We start from the raw sequence: 18,009 nt of genomic DNA on the forward strand, positions 1-18,009 counted from the left end.
AGCGAAGCGATCAACCCCGTGACGCTGCGTCGTGGCGGGACGGTCGCCGATGTCGACGGTACGTACCGGGCAGTGCTCGACGCCGCACTGTCGTCGCCGACCGGTCGCGGCGTCGTCGTCGACCGCGACGGGGCGTTCGCCGGCACGATCAACGCGACGCAGGTCGTCGAGCTGATCGAGTCACGCGGGGTGGCGTCGTGATCGCCGCCGCCGACTCCCCGAGCTCGGCCAGCTCGTCCCCGTGGCACTTCTTCGGCTATTTCATGGATCACCGGTCCGAGGACCTCGGCTGGCTCTGGACCCACGCGTGGCTTTCAGTGGTGCCGGTCATCGTCGGACTGCTGATCGCCCTCCCCCTCGGCTGGCTGTCGCGTCGCTATGGCTGGCTCTACCCGCCGATGATGTCCATCACCGGGTTGCTCTACACGATCCCGTCGATCGCCCTGTTCGTCCTGGTGCCACCACTGCTGGGCTTGAGCTCGCTGGACCCCCTGCAGGTGCCGATCGCCCTCACGGTCTATTCGGTGGCCCTGCTGGTCAGGGTCGTCGCTGACGGTCTCGCGTCCGTGCCGGACGAGGTCAACCAGGCCGCAACGGCAATCGGCTACACGCGGGCCAGGCGGCTGTTCACCGTCGAGCTGCCCGTGGCGGTGCCGGTCATCGCGGCGGGCCTGCGGGTGGCCACGGTCTCGAACGTGAGCATGGTCGCGATCGCCGGCACGATCGGACTGTCCAACCTCGGGCAGCTGTTCCAGATCGGCAAGGATCTCTCGACACCGACCGCGTACTACCCGCCGATCGTCCTCGGCATCGTGCTGTGCGTGCTGCTGGCGCTCGTCCTCGACTCGGTCATCCTCCTCCTGACGAGACTCGCGACACCGTGGCGAAGGGCGGTGGCGGCGCGATGATCGGACAGGTCTTCTCCTGGCTCACCGATCCGGCGCACTGGCGGGACACCGCCCTCGACACCGGCATCACGACCCAGCTTCTCGCGCACGTTCGGTTCTCGCTGATCGCCTTGGGCATCGCCAGTGCGATCGCCTTGCCCCTGGGGCTGTTCATCGGCCACACCCGGCGCGGCACGTTCCTGGTCGCGGGAGCCAATGCCCTGCGCGCCCTGCCCTCGGTCGGCCTGCTCGTGCTGTTGACGGTCATGATCGCGCCGCATTTCCACGGGCGTACCGACATCGGCTACGTCATCCCGACGGAGATCGTGCTGGTGCTGCTCGCGATCCCGCCGATCCTGTCCAACACGTACGCCGGCGTCGACACCGTCGACCCCGCGGTCACGGACGCCGCCAGGGGTATGGGCATGCGCGGTCGTCAGGTGCTCTTCGACGTCGAGCTGCCGTGCAGCCTGCCCCTGATCCTCTCGGGGCTGCGGAGCGCGACACTTCAGGTCATCGCGACCGCGACGATCGCCTCGTTCGTGCCGCTGGGTGGCCTCGGGCGCTTCATCTACGACGGACTGCAACAGCAGGACTATCCGCAGATGATCGGCGGAGGCGTGCTGGTCGCCGCGCTGGCGGTCACGGCCGACCTGCTGCTGGCTCTGCTCCAGCGCGTCACGGTCTCGCGCGGCATCTCCGGACGTTTCGCGACCAAGGGCGATGCGCCCGCCGGCCCCATCGAGGGGGCCATCACACGGGTGGAGGTGGAGGCCGGCTGACCGACCCGCACGACCCCGAGACCCACCCCCGCATCCACACCCTCTCGTCTAGGAGACCCATGAAGCACAAGATCCTCGCCGGCGCGGCAGCCGCTGCCCTGGCTCTGACCCTCACCGCCTGCGGCGGCAGCAGCAGCGACTCGTCGAGCGGCGGCACGATCGCCAGCTCGTTCATCTTCGGCGGCCCCGCCGAGTTCAAGACGCGCACGGACGGCATCCCCGGGCTTGCCGAGCACTACGGCGTCAGCTTCGGCAAGTACACCGTCACCGACACCGGCGGACCCGTCACGGTCAACGCCCTCAAACAGGGGCAGATCGACGCGGCCGACCTCTTCACGACCGATCCCAGCATCGAGTCGAACGGTTTCGTGATCCTGACCGACCCGAAGGCGAACTTCGCCGCGCAGAATGTCCTGCCGATCATCAACAAGGACAAGGCGACCGACGGGGTGAAGACGACGCTGAATGCCATCTCGGCCAAGCTCGACACCGCCGGCCTCGGCGCGCTGATGGTCAAGGTCGTCAGCGAGAAGCAGGACCCCGACGCCGTGGCCAAGGCGTGGCTCGCCGACCAGGGACTCGACGCCACGGGCTCTTCGGCGTCGGGCGTCAAGCTGACGGTCGGTTCGGCGAACTTCCCCGAGAACGTCCTGCTCGCGCAGATCTATGCCGAGGCGCTCAAGGCGCAGGGCGCTGACATCAAGCTGAAGCTCAACATCGGCAGCCGGGAGAAGTACGTTCCGGCGCTCAAGGACGGCTCGGTCGACCTGATGCCGGAGTACAACGGCTCGATCCTGCAGTATCTCGACGCCAAGGCGACGGCCACCGAGCCGCAGGACGTGTTCGACGCCCTGCAGAAGGCGCTGCCGTCGAACCTCATCGTGCTCGACCAGGCTGAGGCCCAGGACAGCGACGCGATCGTCGTCACGAAGGAGACCGCCGAGAAGTACGGCCTGAAGTCGATCGCGGATCTCGCGAAGAAGAAGTAGGCGTACAAGCTGAGCGCCGTCCCGCCGGACTCCCGGCCGGGCGGCGCTCAGTCGTCGTGGTGAACCAGCGGCGATGACCAGGCGACGTCGGGACACGGGTGTCAGACTCGATGCGTGGAGATCCGGCAGATCGAGTGCTTTCTCGCGGTGTCAGAGTCGCTGAGCTTTCGGGTGGCCGGCGAGAGCCTGGGCATCGGTCAGCCGGCCGTCAGCGGCCAGGTCGCACGCCTCGAGCGAGAGCTCGGCCAACGGCTGTTCGAACGCACCTCCAGGGTGGTGCGACTGACGCCGGCCGGACAGCGGCTCGTGCCTGAGGCTCGGTCGATCCTTGCCTCGGTCGATCGCGCTCGGGCTGCGGTCGCCGTGCCCGGCGAGCCGGTCTCGCTCCGGCTCGGCAGCAGCACGGGCCTGGGCCAACGACTCGACCTCCTGCTCGAGACCATGAACCGGACGGATCCCGACGTGTCGGTCGAGCTCGGCACGTACGCGACGACGACCCGCCTTGACCGCGTCAGGTCGGGCCAGCTGGACGCCGCATTCGTCCGCGGGGTCGAGACGGCGGCCGGCCTCGACGTCATCCCGGTCTGGGACGATCCGCTCCTGGTCGCCATGCCCACGACACATCCCGCCGCCGGTGAGGCGTCGGTCGACCTTGCCGCCCTGGCCTCCCTGCCGCTGTGGCTCGTGCCGCGCAAGGCGAACGCTCCGCTGGTGGATCTCGTCATGTCAGCCTGCGCGGCCGCTGGTTTCGAGCCGACGTTCGGCTCTCGAGCGTCCAAGCTGCCGGAGACACTGGCCTCGATCGGCAACGGCGGCGGCTGGACCGTGGTGTACGCACCGCACGCGCAGCAGCTGCGCCACGAGCGAGTGGCCTTCAGGCCTGTGGATCCTCAGGTGACGATGCCGACCTGCGTGGCGCTGCAGCAGGGCTCACGATCCCGCCTGCTCACCCGGCTCATCGCGGCGTGCGCCGAGGTGCGTGAGCGCGCCGACGATCAGCAGTCGTGATCGCTGCGATCCGCTGATCGCCGTTGATGATGCATCGCCGCGGACGTGGAATGGAGGCATCACATCAACCGATACTCAAGGAGTCATCATGCCGATCGTCACCGTCCTGCAAGGGCCCCGCGACGTCGACCAGAAACGCGCCCTCGTCAAGGACATCACCGACGCGTTCGTCGACGGATACGGCATCCCCGCCGAGACCGTCCAGGTCTGGGTGCTCGACACCCCGACCGACAGCTGGGGCGTCGGGGGCACGCTGACCGCGGACCGGTAGGTCCCGGTCTCCGGCGACGGAGCTGCCGCCGCGTGTCAGGGGCCCACTCGATTCACTGCACTTGAATGACGACAGCGGGCCCTCCCAAAACCGGGGAGGGCCCGCTGTCGTCAGTGGAGCTGCCGGGAATCGAACCCGGGTCCTATGGCGCTGAGTCAGGGCTTCTCCGGGTGCAGTTCGTCTATCGCCTTTCTCGGCCCCGACGCTCGGACGAACGCGTCGCCGACAGGCCCAGTCGCAGAAAAGTCCCGATCACACGCTGCGACGCCGTGTGATCAGCAAGTCCCCTAAATGAGACTGGCGATCCGGAGCGGGAACGCCCCCGGGCCAGCCCTTCACCTATCGCTTAAGCAGCGAGGGCGAAGTCAGTGCGCTTTGAATCGGCACTTGTTGGTTTCCAGAGATCGTTTAAGAGATAACCCTGGATCCTCTACCCGCTTCACCTGAATCGAACGACCTTAGTCGAAACCGATCAGCCCCTCTTGAGTTTTCAAACGCTGCCGGAGCAACGTCACCATCCTACTCCTGCACAACCTCCGGACCGACTCAGGAATTCCGCGAGCGGGTCGTACGACGCTCGGCTAGTCCTCAGCCAGCAGGGTTTCCGGGCTCACCGCCGGACCGTGGATCAGTGCGGCGGCGCACGCTCCGGCCACGACCAGCATGCCGACGCAGATCAGCGTGCCCGTGCGGAAACCGGGCGCGAACACGTCCGGGTCGGCGAAGTCCGAACCCGCAATCCCCGCGATCGGCGGGATCGCGGCGACCGCGAGCAGAGATGCGGTGCGGGCGACCGCGTTGTTGATGCCGGACGCGATGCCGGTCTGCATGTCGGGCGCGGCGGCCAGCACTGCCGTGGTGAGCGGCGCGACCAACAGCACCAGACCGATGCCGAACACGATCGAGCCCGGCAGCACGTCGATCCAGAAGTTGGTGTGCTCGTCGATCATGAGCCACCACAGCAGGCCACCGGCCGCCACGAGCGGACCGAACGTCATGGGCCACCGCGGACCGATCTTGGTCGCGAGCGCACCGGACTTGGCCGAGAACAGCAGCATGAGGATCGTCGCCGGGATCGTCGAGAGCCCGGCCTCGAGCGGCGAGAACCCCGCGACGTACTGCAGCTGGAGCACCAGCAGGAAGCCCGACGCTGCGAGCGCGCCGTAGATCGCGAACGTGCAGATGTTGGCTGCAGTGAACACCCTGTTGGCGAACAGCTCGAGCGGCACCAGCGCGTGAGGCGTGACCTTCTGGTGCACGACGAACGCGACGAGGACGAGCACGCCACCGGCCGACCACATCCACGACTTCTCGACCAGCCCGTACGTCAGGAAGGCCAGCCCGGCCGCAGTCAGCGCCGCGCCCCCGAGGTCGAGCTTCTTCTGCTCGCCGGTCGTCTCCGGCACGTGCTTGATCGACAGGTAGACCACGGCGGCGGCAAGCGGCACGTTGATCCAGAAGATCGACCGCCAGCCGACGGAGTCGACCAGCCAACCACCCACCAGCGGGCCGATCGCGGTGGTGACTCCGGCCAGGCCTGACCAGACTCCGATCGCCGGACCGCGGTCCTCGGGCACGAATGACGCCGAGATGATCGCCAGGCTGCCCGGCGTCAGGAGCGCCGCGCCGACACCTTGCAGGCCACGCGCCGCCACGAGCACCTCGATCGTCGGCGCCAGCGCGCACACGACGGATGCCGCGGCGAACCAGACGACGCCCACGACGAAGACCCGGCGACGGCCGAGGCGATCACCCAGGGAGCCGCCAACCAGGATCAGTGCCGCGAGCGTGAGCGTGTAGGCGTTGACGGTCCACTGCTGACCCGGCAGTCCACCGCCGAGGTCGCGGGTGATGGCCGGCAGCGCGAGCCCGACGACCGAACCGTCGAGGAACGCCATGCCCGACCCGAGGATCATCGCCGCCAGCAGCCACTTGCCCTGCGCGCTCGCCAGTCTCATGCCGCCACTCCGAACAGCTCGGCGCCGTTGTGCCACAGCACCGAGCGGAGCCAGTCGTCACCGAGATCGAGTCGTTCGAGCACCTCGACCTGATGCGCGTACGCATAGGGAATGTTGGGGAAGTCGGTGCCGAACAGGATCTTGTCCTGCAACGCGGCCAGTCGAGGCACCACACCATCGGGGATCGGGAGCCCCCAGAAGTCGACGAAGGCCATCGTGGTGTCGAGCCGCACGTTGGCACAAGTCTCGGCGAGCTCGAGGAATTCCGAGATCTCCGGCATCCCGAGGTGCGCGATGATCAGGGCGAGGTCCGGATGCCGCGACAGCACATCGGCGACGCCAGCAGGACCGGTGAACGTTCCGGGCGCGGGGCCGGAGCCGGCGTGCAGCACGATCGGCGTGCCGCTCTCCGCGAGGGCAGCCCACACGGGCTCGAGCAGCGGATCGTTGGGCGCGAAGTCGCCGACCTGCACGTGCGCCTTGAAGACCTCGACCCCGTCGGCGATGAGCTTCGGCACGTACGTCGCCGCCTCCGGCTCGGGATAGAACGTCGCCGAATGCAGGGCGTCAGGCGTGCTCGCGGCGAACTCGCCGGTCCACTCGTTCATGAACTCGGCGACGCCGGGCTTATGGGCGTAGGAGAGCGCCGAGAACCGCTTGACGCCCATCGCCCGCAGTTGAGCGACCCGCTCCTCGTCGCTGCCCCGGTAGGTCACCGGCCAGGCGCGGCCGAGCAGCGGGCCCGCCGAGTCGAAGTAGGCCCAGACCTTGGCCAGGATGGCGGGCGGCATGAAGTGCGTGTGGACGTCGACGATGCCGGGGATGCCGAGCTTCTCGGTCCAGGCCGGCAGGTCGGCGTCCTGCAGTGACACCGCTACATGCCCTTGAGCCGGCGCCCGAGGTCGCGTTCTGCCTCGCGGGTCGCGTCACGCTCGGCGATCGCATGTCGCTTGTCGTACGTCTTCTTGCCCTTGGCCAGTGCGATCTCGACCTTGGCGCGGCCGTCCTTGAAGTAGAGCGAGAGCGGGACGATCGTCAGGCCCTTCTCGGACGTACGCCGCTCGATCCGGTCGATCTCCTGCCGGTTGAGCAGCATCTTGCGGCGCCGGCGGGTCTCGTGGTTGGTCCACGTGCCCTGCGTGTACTCCGGGATGTGGACGTGCAGCAGCCAGGCCTCGCCGCGCTCGATCTCGCCGAACCCGTCGACGAGGGATGCGCGACCAGCACGCAACGACTTCACCTCGGTGCCGGTGAGGACCAGTCCGGCCTCAAACGTGTCTTCGATGTGGAAGTCGTGGCGCGCCTTCTTGTTCTGCGCAACGAGCTTGCGCCCGGTCTCTTTAGCCACGTCACCATGCTCTCACGAAGGGCCGACCATCATCCGCGTACGGCCGCCAGCACCACGGGATCGGCGCACCCACGGGCGAAACCCGCGATTCGCCGGTCGATGTCCCGCCGGAGCACGCGAGCACCGATCCACTCGACGATCGGCGCCAGCCACCGTGGCCGGCAGCGGAAGTTGTAGCGCCAGGTGGCGCGGGTGCCGCCACCCGACTCGGGGGCGAACCGCCAGCCGCCAGCGAACGACTCGAAGAACCACGGACCGTCGAGCATCTTCATCCCGACGTTGGTCGGCGGGTTGAACGACACGTACTCGCTGGTCATGCGCAGGACCCTGAGGCGATGTCGCGTGGCGGTCCGTACGCCCTTGGCCGGCATCGTCGCGCCGTCCAAGAGGTGCTGCTCGTGGATGAACGGGTCCCACCGCAGCCGCGTCTCACCCGTCGTCTGCGAGACCGCGAACGCGGTGGCGGGATCGACTCCGAGGATCACGCTCGACTCGACGACCGGCACGCGTCCCTACAGCCAGCCCATCGGATTCACGGTCGCCCCGTTCACGAGGACCATGAAGTGCAGGTGGCAGCCGGTCGAGTAGCCCGTCGTGCCGGAGTAGCCGATCGTCTGGCCACGCTTGACGTGCTGTCCCGGGCTGACGATCCAGCGGGTCAGGTGGTTGTACGTCGTGACGATCCCCTTGCCGCGCATCCGGCCGTTGTTGAGGATGATCCGGTTGCCGTAGCCGCCGTTGTAGTACGTCTGCAGGACCGTGCCACCGGCAGCGGCGTGCACCGGTGTGCCGCACGGGGCGCCGAAGTCGGTGCCGTCGTGCAGCTTCCAGACGTGCAGCACGGGATGGAACCGCATGCCGTACGGCGAGGTGATCGGGAACCCGCTGACCGGGTAGGACAGCGTGCCGCCGCCGTCACCACCGGCGTCGTTGACCTGCTTGGGCGTGAGCGCGCGGATCTTGGCCTCGAGGCTGCGGCGGTCGGACTCGAGCGAGGCGAGCTGCTTCTTGTCGGCCTCACGGAGCCGCGCCGCGGTCTTGCGGGCACCCTTGCGGGCGACCACCAGCTCGACGACCTGGGCCCGCTGCTCTTCGGCGGCGGCTTCGAGCTGCTGCTTGCGGACGAGGTTGGCCGCGGCGGCCTCACGCTGCACCTTGACCTGGTCACGCAGCTTCGTCACGCGCTTGCGATTGACCTCGAGCAGCACCCGCGTGGCGGCGAGACCCTGCATCGTCGCTGTCTGATCGTCGCTGACCGCGTCGTTGAGGCTCATCTGCTCGGTGAACGCGTTGGGGTCCTCGCCCTGCAGGAGCTCGCTGAACGCGCGCATCCCGGGGTCGCCCTGCTCGATGTTCTGCACCGCGAACTGCTCGACCTTGGCCTCGGAGCTGCGCAGCTCCGACTTGCCCTGACTGAGTCGCGCCGAGGCGGCGTCGAGCTCGGCCTGGGTCGAGAGCAGCTTGGCCTGCATCTGGGTGTCCAGCGCCTTGGCCGTCGCGAGGGCACCGCGGGTGCTGCTGAGCTTGGCCTGCGCGGCGTTCAGCTTGCCCTGTGCCTTCTTGAGCGCGGCCACGGCGTTGGCGTACTGCTGCGTCGACTGCTCGAGATCCTTCTTGGCGTCGCCGATCTTGCCGCTGACGCCCTTCTTCTGCTTTTCGAGGTCGTCGCGCTTGTCGGCGAACGACGGGGTCGTCAGCGCAGCGATCAGTGCTGCGACCAGCAGCACCGCCAGCGATGCTCTGCGGGTGGTGGAAAACATGACCTCGACCTCGGGGGAAGATCCTCCCCGGAGGGAGGACGTGTCGGTTGCCTCTCCCGCACCTTACGTCACATCAGTCACACCCGGAAGTATTTGGTCTTCCGGGAGTGGCTAGACGTCGAGGTACTTCCGGGTCATGACGAGCGTGGGTACGAGCGCCAGCACCAGGGCGAGCAACGTCGTCCCGCCCATGACGATCAGGGCTTCGTGCCAGCCCACCCACGTCGTCAGTTGGCCGAGCGTGTGCCGGAGATAGCGATAGACCACGAAGTACATGAACGCGGCGAGACCTGCAGCGGCAAGTGCGGCCGAGAGCAGCGCGGCGATCAGCGACTCGAGGACGAACGGCAGCTGGATGTGCCAGCTCGACGCACCCACCAGTCGCATGATGCCGATCTCACGCCGTCGCGCGTACGCCGTCATGCGGATCGTGTTGGAGACCTGCAGGATCGCCGCGACGATCAGAAGAAGCGCGACCGCCCAAGCACCGACCTTCATGTTCGTGAGGAAGTCGAACAACGGACTCAGCAGCTTCTTGAGTGAGTTGACGTTGCCGACGCCGTCCATGCCGGCGACCTGGCTGACGACTCCGTCGTACTTGTCAGAGTCCTTCAGCGTCACGAAGTACGACTCCGGGAACGAGTCCGGGCTGAGGGTCTCGAGCTGCTTGCGCCCGGAGTCGGACTGTCCGAGGAGGGCGCGCGCCCGCTCGTAGTTGTCGCTGGGCGTGCGCACGTCGAACGACTTGACCTCGGGGTTCTCGCGCAGCGCCTGCTGCACGGCCGTCTTCTGGTCGTCCGTCGCGACCCCGCCGATGCAGTTGGAGCTCGGCGAGTTCTTGGTGCACAGGTTGACCTGCAGCTGGAGCTTGGAACCGAAGTACTTCTCGGTCCGGTCGGCCTGGCTCTGGATCAGCAGACCCAGCGCGACCAACAGCAGGGAGACCGTCATGGTGACGACCAACGAGATCGTCATGGACTTGTTGCGGGACAGGCTTTGGCGCAGCTCACTCAAGGTGCTTCGCATCGACGTCTCCTAGTTCTGGTAGCCGTAGATGCCGCGGGCCTCGTCACGGACGATGAGTCCGTTGTCGAGCTCGATGACCCGCTTGCGCATCTGGTCGACGATCGACGAGTCGTGCGTCGCCATGACCACGGTGGTGTCAGTGCGGTTGATCCGGTCGAGCAGCTTCATGATGCCGACGCTCGTCGCGGGATCGAGGTTTCCGGTCGGCTCGTCGGCGATGAGGATCATCGGCCGGTTGACGAACGCACGCGCCACGGCAACGCGCTGCTGCTCACCGCCCGAGAGCTCGTCCGGCATGCGGTGACCCTTGCCCTCGAGCCCCACCATCTCCAACGTCTCGGGGACGACCTTGTTGATCTCGCTGCGCGACTTGCCGATGACCTGCAGCGCGAACGCGACGTTCTCGGTCACGGTCTTGTTGGGCAGCAGTCGGAAGTCCTGGAACACCGTGCCGACCTGGCGGCGCAGCTTGGGCACCTTCCAGCTCGAGAGCTTGTTGATCTCCTTGCCGGCGACATAGACGCGACCCGTCGTCGGCCGGGCCTCGCGGAGGATCAGGCGCAGGAACGTCGACTTGCCCGAGCCGGAGGAGCCGACGAGGAAGACGAACTCGCCCTTCTCGATCTCCAGGTCGACGGCGTCGAGCGCAGCACGCTTCTGGCCGGGATAGGTCTTGGTGACCTTGTCGAATCGAATCACCCGTCGAGTGTAGGTGGGCGACCCCACCGGGCGTTGGACCCGGCTGCCTAGGCCGTTTGCGCTGCAGTCTGTCTCGCGACGTACTCGTCGACGGCGCGCGGCGCGAGCACGGCGTCGACGACCATGGCGCTCGCCCCGAGGATCCCGCCTCGGCTCGCGGCCGAGGTGCTGACGATCCGCAGGTCGTGCGTCGCCAGCGGCAGCGATCGTTGATAGACGACCTCGCGTACGCCTGCCAAGAGGTACTCCCCTGCCTCCGAGAGCTTGCCGCCGATCACGATGACCGACGGGTTGAGCAGGTTGACGCAGGTCGCGAGCACCGTGCCCAGGTCACGACCGGCCTCGCGTACGGCCTGGAGCGCGGCGATCTCTCCGGCGACGACGGCGTCCACGATGTCCTGCGAGCCCTCGACGTCGAGCCCGCGCTCACGCAGCTTGGCGGCGATCGCCGGCCCGGCGGCCACGGCCTCGAGGCAGCCGGTGTTGCCGCACCGGCAGACGACGTCCTCGCGGGCCCCGGCGACCTGGACGTGCCCGAGGTCGCCGGCCGAGCCGAGCGCGCCGCGCATGAGCCGGCCGTCCGAGACGATGCCGGCGCCGATGCCGGTCGCGACCTTGACGAGCAGCAGGTGGGGTGCGGCCTGCCACGACGTCGCGTACTCGCCGAGCGCCATGAGGTTGACGTCGTTGTCGACGAGCACCGGGCCGACGAACGTCTTGCCGAGGTGCGCCGGGATGTCGAAGTCGTGCCAGCCCGGCATGATTGGCGGGTTCGCGGGGCGGCCGGTGGCGTGCTCGACCGGCCCCGGCACACCGATGCCGACGCCCGCTACGTCGCTCAGCGGGCGCTCGATCGCGGTCAGCAGCTTGCGACCTATCGTCGCGACCCGGTCGAGGACCCTTTCGGGGCCGTCCGCGATGTCACTGTCGACGGTCTTCTCGTCGAGCACCCGGCCCGACAGGTCGGTCACGGCAACACTGGCGTGCGAGGCGCCCAGGTCGATCGCCAGCACCACGCGGTTGTCGCGGTTGAGGGCGAAACGCGTCGGCGGACGGCCGCCGGTCGAGGCGGCCTCGCCGACCGGCGCGAGCAGTCCCGACGCCAGCAGCGCGTCGACCCGGGCGGTCACGGTCGATCTCGCCAGCGACGACAACTGGGCGAGCTCGGCGCGCGTGCGGGGGGTGCCGTCGCGCAGCAGCTGGAACAGCTCACCCGTACCGGCGAGAGTCGGCGGCAGCGCGGCGGGCACGGTCATGGCCATGAGTAAACCATGCACCCTTTCGTGATGATTGTGAACCAAGTATGTCGCTCAACATCATACTTTTGCTTGACGAACGACAAAACCTGTGACTAGCATCACGGCCATGCCACAGCCCCTGCTCGAGATGCGCGGCATCGTCAAGGAGTTCCCCGGCGTGCGCGCCCTGGACGGTGTCGACCTCGTCGTGCGCGCAGGCGAGGTGCACTGCCTGCTGGGCCAGAACGGCGCCGGCAAGTCCACCCTGATCAAGATCCTGTCGGGCGCCCACGACGTCGACGAGGGCACGATCCTGTGGGACGGCGAACCGATCAGCTTCTCGGATCCGCAGGCCGCGCTGGCGACCGGGATCGCGACGATCTACCAGGAGCTCGACCTCATCGACGGGCTCAGCGTCGCCGACAACATCTACCTCGGCCACGAGAAGGCGCGCGGCGGCGTCACCCGCGACCGCGACATGAACCGCTCGGCGCGCGAGCTGCTGCGCCGGCTCGGCCACCCCGAGATCCGGCCGACCCGCGAGGTCGGCAGCCTCTCTGCGGCCGGCAAGCAGATCGTGTCGATGGCCCGTGCGCTGTCCCGCAACGCCCAGGTCATCGTGATGGACGAGCCGTCCGCCGTGCTCGATCCTGACGAGGTCGACGGGCTGTTCCGCGTCGTCGAGGACCTCCGCACCTCCGGCGCCGCGATCATCTACATCTCGCATCGCCTGGAGGAGATCCGCCGGATCGGCGACCGCCTCACGGTGCTCAAGGACGGCCGCACGGTCGCCACCGACCTGCCGGCCCGAGAGACCCCGACCTCCGAGCTCGTCACGCTGATGACCGGGCGCACCGTGTCGTCGGTGTTCCCGAGGCGTACGACCGAGCTGCCTGACGGCGCTCCCCTGCTGAGCGTCGACGCGATCACCCGTCACGGCGAGTTCGCCGACGTGTCGTTCGACGTACGTCCTGGAGAGATCGTCGGCCTCGCCGGACTGGTCGGCGCCGGGCGGAGCGAGATCATCGAGACCGTCTATGGCGCTCGCCGGGCGAGCTCGGGCTCGGTGAAGGTGGCCGGCCGGACCCTGCGCAACGGGTCGGTCTCGGCCGCAGTCTCCGCCGGCCTCGGCCTGTGCCCGGAGGAGCGGAAGTCCCAAGGACTCGTGCTCGACGACGCCGTCTATCGCAACATCTCGCTGGCCAGCCTCGACCGGTTCGCGCAGTACGGCATCTCGCGCGAGGGCGCCGAACGCCGGGCGGCGCACGAGGCGGCGCGCTCGGTCGACGTACGCCCCGACGATCCCAACCGCATCATCCGCACGCTCTCGGGCGGCAACCAGCAGAAGGTCGTCCTGGCTCGTTGGCTGCTGCGGTCGTGCAAGGTGCTGCTGCTCGACGAGCCGACCCGTGGCGTCGACGTCGGAGCACGCGCCGAGATCTACACGCTGATCCGTGAGCTCGCCGACTCCGGCGTTGCGCTCGTGATCGTCTCCAGCGACATCGAGGAGGTGCTCGGCCTGTCCGACCGGGTCCTCGTCGTCGCCGACGGCCGGGTCGTCCACGACGGCCCGAGCGACGCCATCGACGCCTCCGGCGTGCTCGACCGCATCCTCGCCGAGCACGACTCGACCCCGATCCAGGAAGAAGACATCGCGTGAGCGCCTCCCTTCAGAACGACCCCTCGCTGGCGGCGCCAGCACCCGCCAAGGCGGATCGCGGGGGCGGCCTCGGCCCGGTCCGCAACCTCGGCCTCGTCATCGCCCTCGTCATCCTGTGCGTCGTCGGCATCGTCACCGCCGGCGACCGATTCGCCAGCACCGACAACGTCGTCACGATCCTCCGCCTCGCGGCCGTCACCGGCGTGGTCGCGGTCGGCATGACGTTCGTGATCACCGGCGGCGGCATCGACCTCTCGGTCGGCGCCATCCTGGCTCTCGCCTCCGTGTGGGCCACGACGACCGGCACGCAGGACATGGCCGACAGCATCGGCTGGATCGCGATGGTCTTCAGCGCGCTCTTGGTCGGCACGTGCGCCGGGATCATCAACGGCGTGCTGATCGCGTACGGCAAGGTCGTCCCGTTCATCGCGACGCTCGCGATGCTGGCCTCCGCCCGTGGCCTCGCCGAAGTCATCGCCGACCGCAAGACCCAGATCATCCGCAACCAGGGCTTCACCGACTTCTTCGGCGCCGAGCCTGCCGGCATACCTGTCATCGTGATCATCTTCGCCGTCGTCACAGCAGCCGGCTGGTTCCTGCTCAACCGCACGACGTTCGGCCGCCGGACGTTCGCCGTCGGCGGCAACCCCGAGGCGGCGCGTCTCGCCGGCATCAAGGTCCAGCGCCACACCGTCTACCTGTACGCCCTGTCGGGCCTGACCTGCGGCATCGCCGCCGTGATGCTGATGTCCCGCACCACCACAGGGTCGTCGACCCACGGCACGGGGCTCGAGCTGCAGACCATCGCGGCCGTCGTGATCGGCGGCACGCTGCTCAGCGGTGGCCGCGGCACTGTCACCGGCACCCTGCTTGGCGTGGTGATCTTCACGACCCTCACCAACGTGTTCACGCTCAACAACCTGTCGACGTCCACCCAGGCCGTCGCCAACGGCGTGATCATCGTGATCGCCGTGCTGCTCCAGCAGCAGATCGCGAATCGCAAGACCTGACTTCTCCAGTCCGTCCGCCCCCACCACAACAGGAGTCCACACCATGTCCGCTTTCCATCATCGTCGGCGTCGCGGTCTCGCGATCGTCGGTGCCTTCGCAGCAGCCACGCTCGTGCTCGGCGCGTGCGGCAACAGCTCCGACGGCGACTCGAACTCCAACGTCAGCAAGAGCAACACCGACAACGACAAGCCCGGCAAGAAGGTCGTCATCGGCTTCTCGGCACCGGCCGCCGATCACGGCTGGATGGGCGCCATCACCAAGAACGCGGTCGCCCAGGCCAAGGAGTACAAGGACATCTCGCTCAAGGTCGCCGAGGGCACCAACGACGTCAACCTGCAGATCTCGCAGGTCGAGACGTTCATCAACGACAAGGTCGACGCCATCGTGCTGCTGCCGTTCGACGGTGCAGCCATGACGTCGGTGGCCCGCAAGGCTATGGACGCCGGCATCGTCGTGATCAACGTCGATCGCGAGTTCGACTCGCCGTTCGCGGCCCGCAGCACCGTGCTGGGTGACAACTACGGCATGGGCGTCTCTGCTGGCACGTACGTCTGCGACGACGCCAAGGGCGACAAGAACAAGATCGTCGCCGAGATCGCCGGCATCGACTCGCTGCCCCTGACGCAGGACCGGTCACGGGGCTTCGCGGACGCGCTCAAGAAGTGCGGCCTCAAGGTCAACAACCGCGTCGCGGCCGAGTTCACGGTCGAGTCGGGTGAGAAGGCGGCGTCCAACCTGCTGCAGGCTGCGCCCAAGATCGACTACCTGTGGAACCACGACGACGACCAGGGTGTCGGCGTCCTCGCGGCGATCAAGAACGCCAACCGTGACGAGTTCACGATGATCGGCGGTGCCGGCTCGGCCGACGTCATGGAGGCCATCAAGGCCGGCAACTCGGTGCTCAAGGCCACCGTCGTCTACCCGTCGACCCAGGCTGCTGACGGCATCAAGCTGGCCCGCCTGCTCGTCCAGGGCAAGTCGATGTCGGATCTCTCGGAGATCGAGGTGCCGCGTCAGCTCAAGCTGGCCGCGCCGGTCGTCACCAAGGACAACGTCGACACGTACCTGCCGTCCGCGTTCCGGTCCTGATCGGACGGGGGCCCGCGGCCGCCGCCGCGGGCCCCCACCACCACGCCACACTGAGACCACCTCACACGAGAGCAGGGACATGACCGACACACGTACCGAGCTCGGGATCGGCATGGTCGGCTACGCCTTCATGGGCGCCGCCCACTCCCAGGCCTGGCGCACCGCCCCCGCCTTCTTCGACCTCCCGCTCCGCCCGCGACTCACGGCCGTCTGCGGTCGCAACGAGGACGCCGCCGGCGACGTCGCACGCCGGTTCGGCTGGGAGTCCGTCGAGACCGACTGGCGGGTGCTGCTGACCCGCGACGACATCGACGTCATCGACATCTGCACACCGGGCAACACGCACGCCGAGATCGCGATCGCCGCGCTCGAGGCCGGCAAACACGTGCTCTGCGAGAAGCCGTTGGCCAACACCGTCGCGGAGGCCGAAGCCATGGCCGCAGCTGCCACCGAGGCCGCCAAGCGCGGCGTACGCGCGATGGTCGGCTTCACCTATCGGCGTACGCCGGCCGTCGCGTACGCCCGGCAGCTCGTCGCGTCGGGCCGGCTCGGCACGATCCGCCACGTGCGCGGCCAATACCTGCAGGACTGGTTGGCCGACGAGAACGCGCCACTGAGCTGGCGGCTCGACAAGTCGCTGGCCGGATCCGGCGCTCTGGGCGACATCGGCGCCCACATCATCGACATGGCGCAGTACGTCACCGGCTCGTCGATCACCTCGGTGAGCGGACTCATGGAGACGTTCGTCAAGACCCGCCCGATCGCGGGCGACAGCGCGACGCTCGGCGGCACCTCCAGCGCCGATGCCGAGCGCGGACCGGTGACCGTCGACGACGCGGCCGCCTTCACCGCCCGCTTCGCCGACGGCGCCATCGGCGTCTTCGAGGCGACCCGGTTCGCGACCGGCCGCAAGAACGCCCTGCGGCTCGAGATCAACGGCACGCGCGGCTCGATCGCGTTCGACTTCGAGGACATGAACGTCCTCGAGCTGTTCGACGCGACCGAGGACCCGGCCGTCGCCGGCTTCCGCCGCATCATGGTCACTGAGGCGACCCATCCCTACATCGCGGCGTGGTGGCCGCCCGGTCACGGCCTCGGCTATGAGCACGGCTTCACGCACCAGGTCGTCGACCTCGTCACCGACATCGCCAAGGGCGCCGATCCGGTCCCCTCGTTCGCCGACGGCCTCGCCGTGCAGCGCGTACTCGCAGCGGTCGAGGCAAGCGCCGCCGACGGCACCACGCACACGACAGGAGCGGACTCATGACTCGACCGATCACGCTGTTCACCGGGCAGTGGGCCGACCTGCCGTTCGAGGAGGTCGCACGCCTCGCCGGTGAATGGGGCTACGACGGCCTCGAGATCGCCTGCTGGGGCGATCACTTCGATCCGTGGGCTGCTGTTGAGGACCCCTCGTACGTCCAGAGCCGCCACGACATCCTGGAGAAGAACGGGCTCAAGGTCTACGCAATCTCCAACCACCTGACCGGCCAGGCCGTCTGTGACGACCCGATCGATGCGCGACACCAAGGCATCCTGTCGTCGCGCATCTGGGGCGACGGCGATCCCGAGGGCGTACGCCTGCGAGCCGCCGAGGAACTGAAGAACACCGCTCGTGCCGCGAAGCTGTTGGGCGTCGACACCGTCATCGGGTTCACCGGCTCATCGATCTGGAAGTACGTCGCGATGTTCCCGCCAGCCTCCGAGGAGATGGTCGCGGCCGGATACCAGGACTTCGCCGACCGCTGGAATCCCATCCTCGACGTGTTCGACGAGGAGGGCGTGCGCTTCGCCCACGAGGTGCACCCCAGCGAGATCGCGTACGACTACTGGACGACGCACGCCGCGCTCGACGCGATCGGTCACCGCGAGGCGTTCGGGCTCAACTGGGACCCGTCGCACTTCGTGTGGCAGGACCTCGATCCCCTGGGCTTCCTGTGGGACTTCAAGGACCGGATCTATCACGTGGACTGCAAGGACGCGAAGAAGCAGGTCGGCAACGGCCGCAACGGCCGGCTCGGCTCGCACCTGCCCTGGGCGGACCCGCGGCGGGGCTGGGACTTCGTGTCGACCGGTCGCGGCGACGTGCCGTGGGAGGCGTGCTTCCGGATGCTCAACACGATCGGCTACGACGGGCCCATCTCGATCGAGTGGGAGGACGCCGGCATGGATCGCCTGCTGGGTGCGCCCGAGGCGTTGGCATTCGTCAAGGCCAACCTGTTCGACACCCCGACCGCAGCCTTCGACGCCGCCTTCTCGTCCTCCGACTGAGCAGGGAGCGGT

18 protein-coding genes and 1 other RNA gene are annotated in these 18,009 nt (G+C 68.1%); 10 read left to right on the forward strand and 9 right to left on the reverse strand.

The features are described 5' to 3' along the window. Positions 1 to 197: 197 nt before the first annotated feature. The 5 genes from ESP70_RS05375 (at position 198) to dmpI (ending at position 3,937) form a co-directional block, all read left to right on the forward strand. A complete protein-coding gene (locus ESP70_RS05375) occupies positions 198 to 908 on the forward strand; it encodes an ABC transporter permease (protein WP_246161815.1) in 711 nt (236 codons plus the stop codon). Beyond that, positions 881 to 1,669 carry an ABC transporter permease gene (locus ESP70_RS05380; protein WP_246161816.1) on the forward strand — a complete coding sequence of 263 codons (789 nt, stop codon included), beginning with the start codon at positions 881 to 883 and terminating at the stop codon, positions 1,667 to 1,669. The genes ESP70_RS05375 and ESP70_RS05380 overlap by 28 nt, the downstream gene beginning before the upstream one ends. 59 nt (positions 1,670 to 1,728) lie before the next feature. Beyond that, entirely contained in the window at positions 1,729 to 2,658 is a 930-nt protein-coding gene (locus ESP70_RS20385) for a glycine betaine ABC transporter substrate-binding protein (protein WP_246161817.1), read from the forward strand. A gap of 114 nt (positions 2,659 to 2,772) precedes the next feature. Beyond that, positions 2,773 to 3,666 (forward strand): LysR family transcriptional regulator, encoded by an 894-nt coding sequence (locus tag ESP70_RS05395; RefSeq protein WP_149688264.1) that lies wholly within the window; start codon positions 2,773 to 2,775, stop codon positions 3,664 to 3,666. Positions 3,667 to 3,754: 88 nt separating this feature from the next. Next, entirely contained in the window at positions 3,755 to 3,937 is a 183-nt protein-coding gene (dmpI, locus tag ESP70_RS05400; protein ID WP_149688265.1) for a 4-oxalocrotonate tautomerase DmpI, read from the forward strand. 111 nt (positions 3,938 to 4,048) lie between these two features. On the opposite strand, the gene ssrA is transcribed toward dmpI, so the two are convergent. The 9 genes from ssrA to ESP70_RS05445 form a co-directional block, all read right to left on the reverse strand. After that, positions 4,049 to 4,417, reverse strand: a transfer-messenger RNA (tmRNA) gene (ssrA, locus tag ESP70_RS05405). A 101-nt stretch (positions 4,418 to 4,518) separates the two neighbouring features. Further along, positions 4,519 to 5,895: an MFS transporter gene (locus ESP70_RS05410; protein WP_149688266.1), complete on the reverse strand. Its 1,377-nt coding sequence runs from the start codon at positions 5,893 to 5,895 to the stop codon at positions 4,519 to 4,521. Then, a complete protein-coding gene (locus ESP70_RS05415; protein ID WP_342780159.1) occupies positions 5,892 to 6,767 on the reverse strand; it encodes an amidohydrolase family protein in 876 nt (291 codons plus the stop codon). The genes ESP70_RS05410 and ESP70_RS05415 overlap by 4 nt, the downstream gene beginning before the upstream one ends. A 2-nt stretch (positions 6,768 to 6,769) precedes the next feature. After that, positions 6,770 to 7,243: an SsrA-binding protein SmpB gene (smpB, locus tag ESP70_RS05420; protein ID WP_056212575.1), complete on the reverse strand. Its 474-nt coding sequence runs from the start codon at positions 7,241 to 7,243 to the stop codon at positions 6,770 to 6,772. A 29-nt stretch (positions 7,244 to 7,272) separates the two neighbouring features. Next, on the reverse strand, positions 7,273 to 7,749 hold the full coding sequence (locus ESP70_RS05425; protein WP_149688267.1) for a type II toxin-antitoxin system RatA family toxin: 477 nt from the start codon (positions 7,747 to 7,749) through the stop codon (positions 7,273 to 7,275). Positions 7,750 to 7,755: 6 nt separating this feature from the next. Next, positions 7,756 to 9,003: a M23 family metallopeptidase gene (locus ESP70_RS05430; protein ID WP_149688268.1), complete on the reverse strand. Its 1,248-nt coding sequence runs from the start codon at positions 9,001 to 9,003 to the stop codon at positions 7,756 to 7,758. Between the two features lie 111 nt (positions 9,004 to 9,114). Further along, positions 9,115 to 10,029: a permease-like cell division protein FtsX gene (gene ftsX, locus ESP70_RS05435; protein ID WP_149688269.1), complete on the reverse strand. Its 915-nt coding sequence runs from the start codon at positions 10,027 to 10,029 to the stop codon at positions 9,115 to 9,117. Positions 10,030 to 10,038: 9 nt separating this feature from the next. Beyond that, entirely contained in the window at positions 10,039 to 10,728 is a 690-nt protein-coding gene (ftsE, locus tag ESP70_RS05440) for a cell division ATP-binding protein FtsE (RefSeq protein WP_149688270.1), read from the reverse strand. Between the two features lie 47 nt (positions 10,729 to 10,775). Then, positions 10,776 to 11,984, reverse strand: coding sequence for an ROK family transcriptional regulator (locus ESP70_RS05445; RefSeq protein ID WP_188110501.1), 1,209 nt, complete (start codon positions 11,982 to 11,984; stop codon positions 10,776 to 10,778). A 109-nt stretch (positions 11,985 to 12,093) separates the two neighbouring features. Between ESP70_RS05445 and ESP70_RS05450 the strand changes: the two genes are divergently transcribed. The 5 genes from ESP70_RS05450 (at position 12,094) to ESP70_RS05470 (ending at position 17,997) form a co-directional block, all read left to right on the forward strand. After that, positions 12,094 to 13,626, forward strand: a complete 1,533-nt coding sequence (locus ESP70_RS05450; protein ID WP_223148611.1) for a sugar ABC transporter ATP-binding protein — start codon at positions 12,094 to 12,096, stop codon at positions 13,624 to 13,626. Then, a complete protein-coding gene (locus ESP70_RS05455; protein WP_149688272.1) occupies positions 13,623 to 14,636 on the forward strand; it encodes an ABC transporter permease in 1,014 nt (337 codons plus the stop codon). The genes ESP70_RS05450 and ESP70_RS05455 overlap by 4 nt, the downstream gene beginning before the upstream one ends. 43 nt (positions 14,637 to 14,679) lie before the next feature. Continuing rightward, positions 14,680 to 15,726, forward strand: a complete 1,047-nt coding sequence (locus ESP70_RS05460; protein WP_149688273.1) for a substrate-binding domain-containing protein — start codon at positions 14,680 to 14,682, stop codon at positions 15,724 to 15,726. A gap of 79 nt (positions 15,727 to 15,805) precedes the next feature. Next, positions 15,806 to 16,993, forward strand: coding sequence for a Gfo/Idh/MocA family protein (locus ESP70_RS05465; protein WP_149688274.1), 1,188 nt, complete (start codon positions 15,806 to 15,808; stop codon positions 16,991 to 16,993). Further along, a complete protein-coding gene (locus tag ESP70_RS05470) occupies positions 16,990 to 17,997 on the forward strand; it encodes a sugar phosphate isomerase/epimerase family protein (protein WP_149688275.1) in 1,008 nt (335 codons plus the stop codon). Before ESP70_RS05465 ends, ESP70_RS05470 begins: the two co-directional genes overlap by 4 nt. Positions 17,998 to 18,009 lie beyond the last annotated feature (12 nt).

The sequence above is a fragment of the Aeromicrobium ginsengisoli genome (genome assembly GCF_004134905.2).
Lineage (GTDB): Bacteria > Actinomycetota > Actinomycetes > Propionibacteriales > Nocardioidaceae > Aeromicrobium > Aeromicrobium ginsengisoli.

What these genes read in the sequence shown, in the direction of transcription:
- ESP70_RS20385 (WP_246161817.1), top strand. Translation starts at nt 1,729, where the DNA reads ATGAAGCACAAGATCCTCGCCGGCGCGGCAGCCGCTGCCCTGGCTCTG.
- dmpI (WP_149688265.1), top strand. Translation starts at nt 3,755, where the DNA reads ATGCCGATCGTCACCGTCCTGCAAGGGCCCCGCGACGTCGACCAGAAA.
- ESP70_RS05410 (WP_149688266.1), bottom strand. Translation starts at nt 5,895, where the DNA reads ATGAGACTGGCGAGCGCGCAGGGCAAGTGGCTGCTGGCGGCGATGATC.
- ESP70_RS05430 (WP_149688268.1), bottom strand. Translation starts at nt 9,003, where the DNA reads ATGTTTTCCACCACCCGCAGAGCATCGCTGGCGGTGCTGCTGGTCGCA.
- ftsX (WP_149688269.1), bottom strand. Translation starts at nt 10,029, where the DNA reads ATGCGAAGCACCTTGAGTGAGCTGCGCCAAAGCCTGTCCCGCAACAAG.
- ESP70_RS05445 (WP_188110501.1), bottom strand. Translation starts at nt 11,984, where the DNA reads ATGACCGTGCCCGCCGCGCTGCCGCCGACTCTCGCCGGTACGGGTGAG.
- ESP70_RS05450 (WP_223148611.1), top strand. Translation starts at nt 12,094, where the DNA reads ATGCCACAGCCCCTGCTCGAGATGCGCGGCATCGTCAAGGAGTTCCCC.
- ESP70_RS05460 (WP_149688273.1), top strand. Translation starts at nt 14,680, where the DNA reads ATGTCCGCTTTCCATCATCGTCGGCGTCGCGGTCTCGCGATCGTCGGT.
- ESP70_RS05465 (WP_149688274.1), top strand. Translation starts at nt 15,806, where the DNA reads ATGACCGACACACGTACCGAGCTCGGGATCGGCATGGTCGGCTACGCC.
- ESP70_RS05470 (WP_149688275.1), top strand. Translation starts at nt 16,990, where the DNA reads ATGACTCGACCGATCACGCTGTTCACCGGGCAGTGGGCCGACCTGCCG.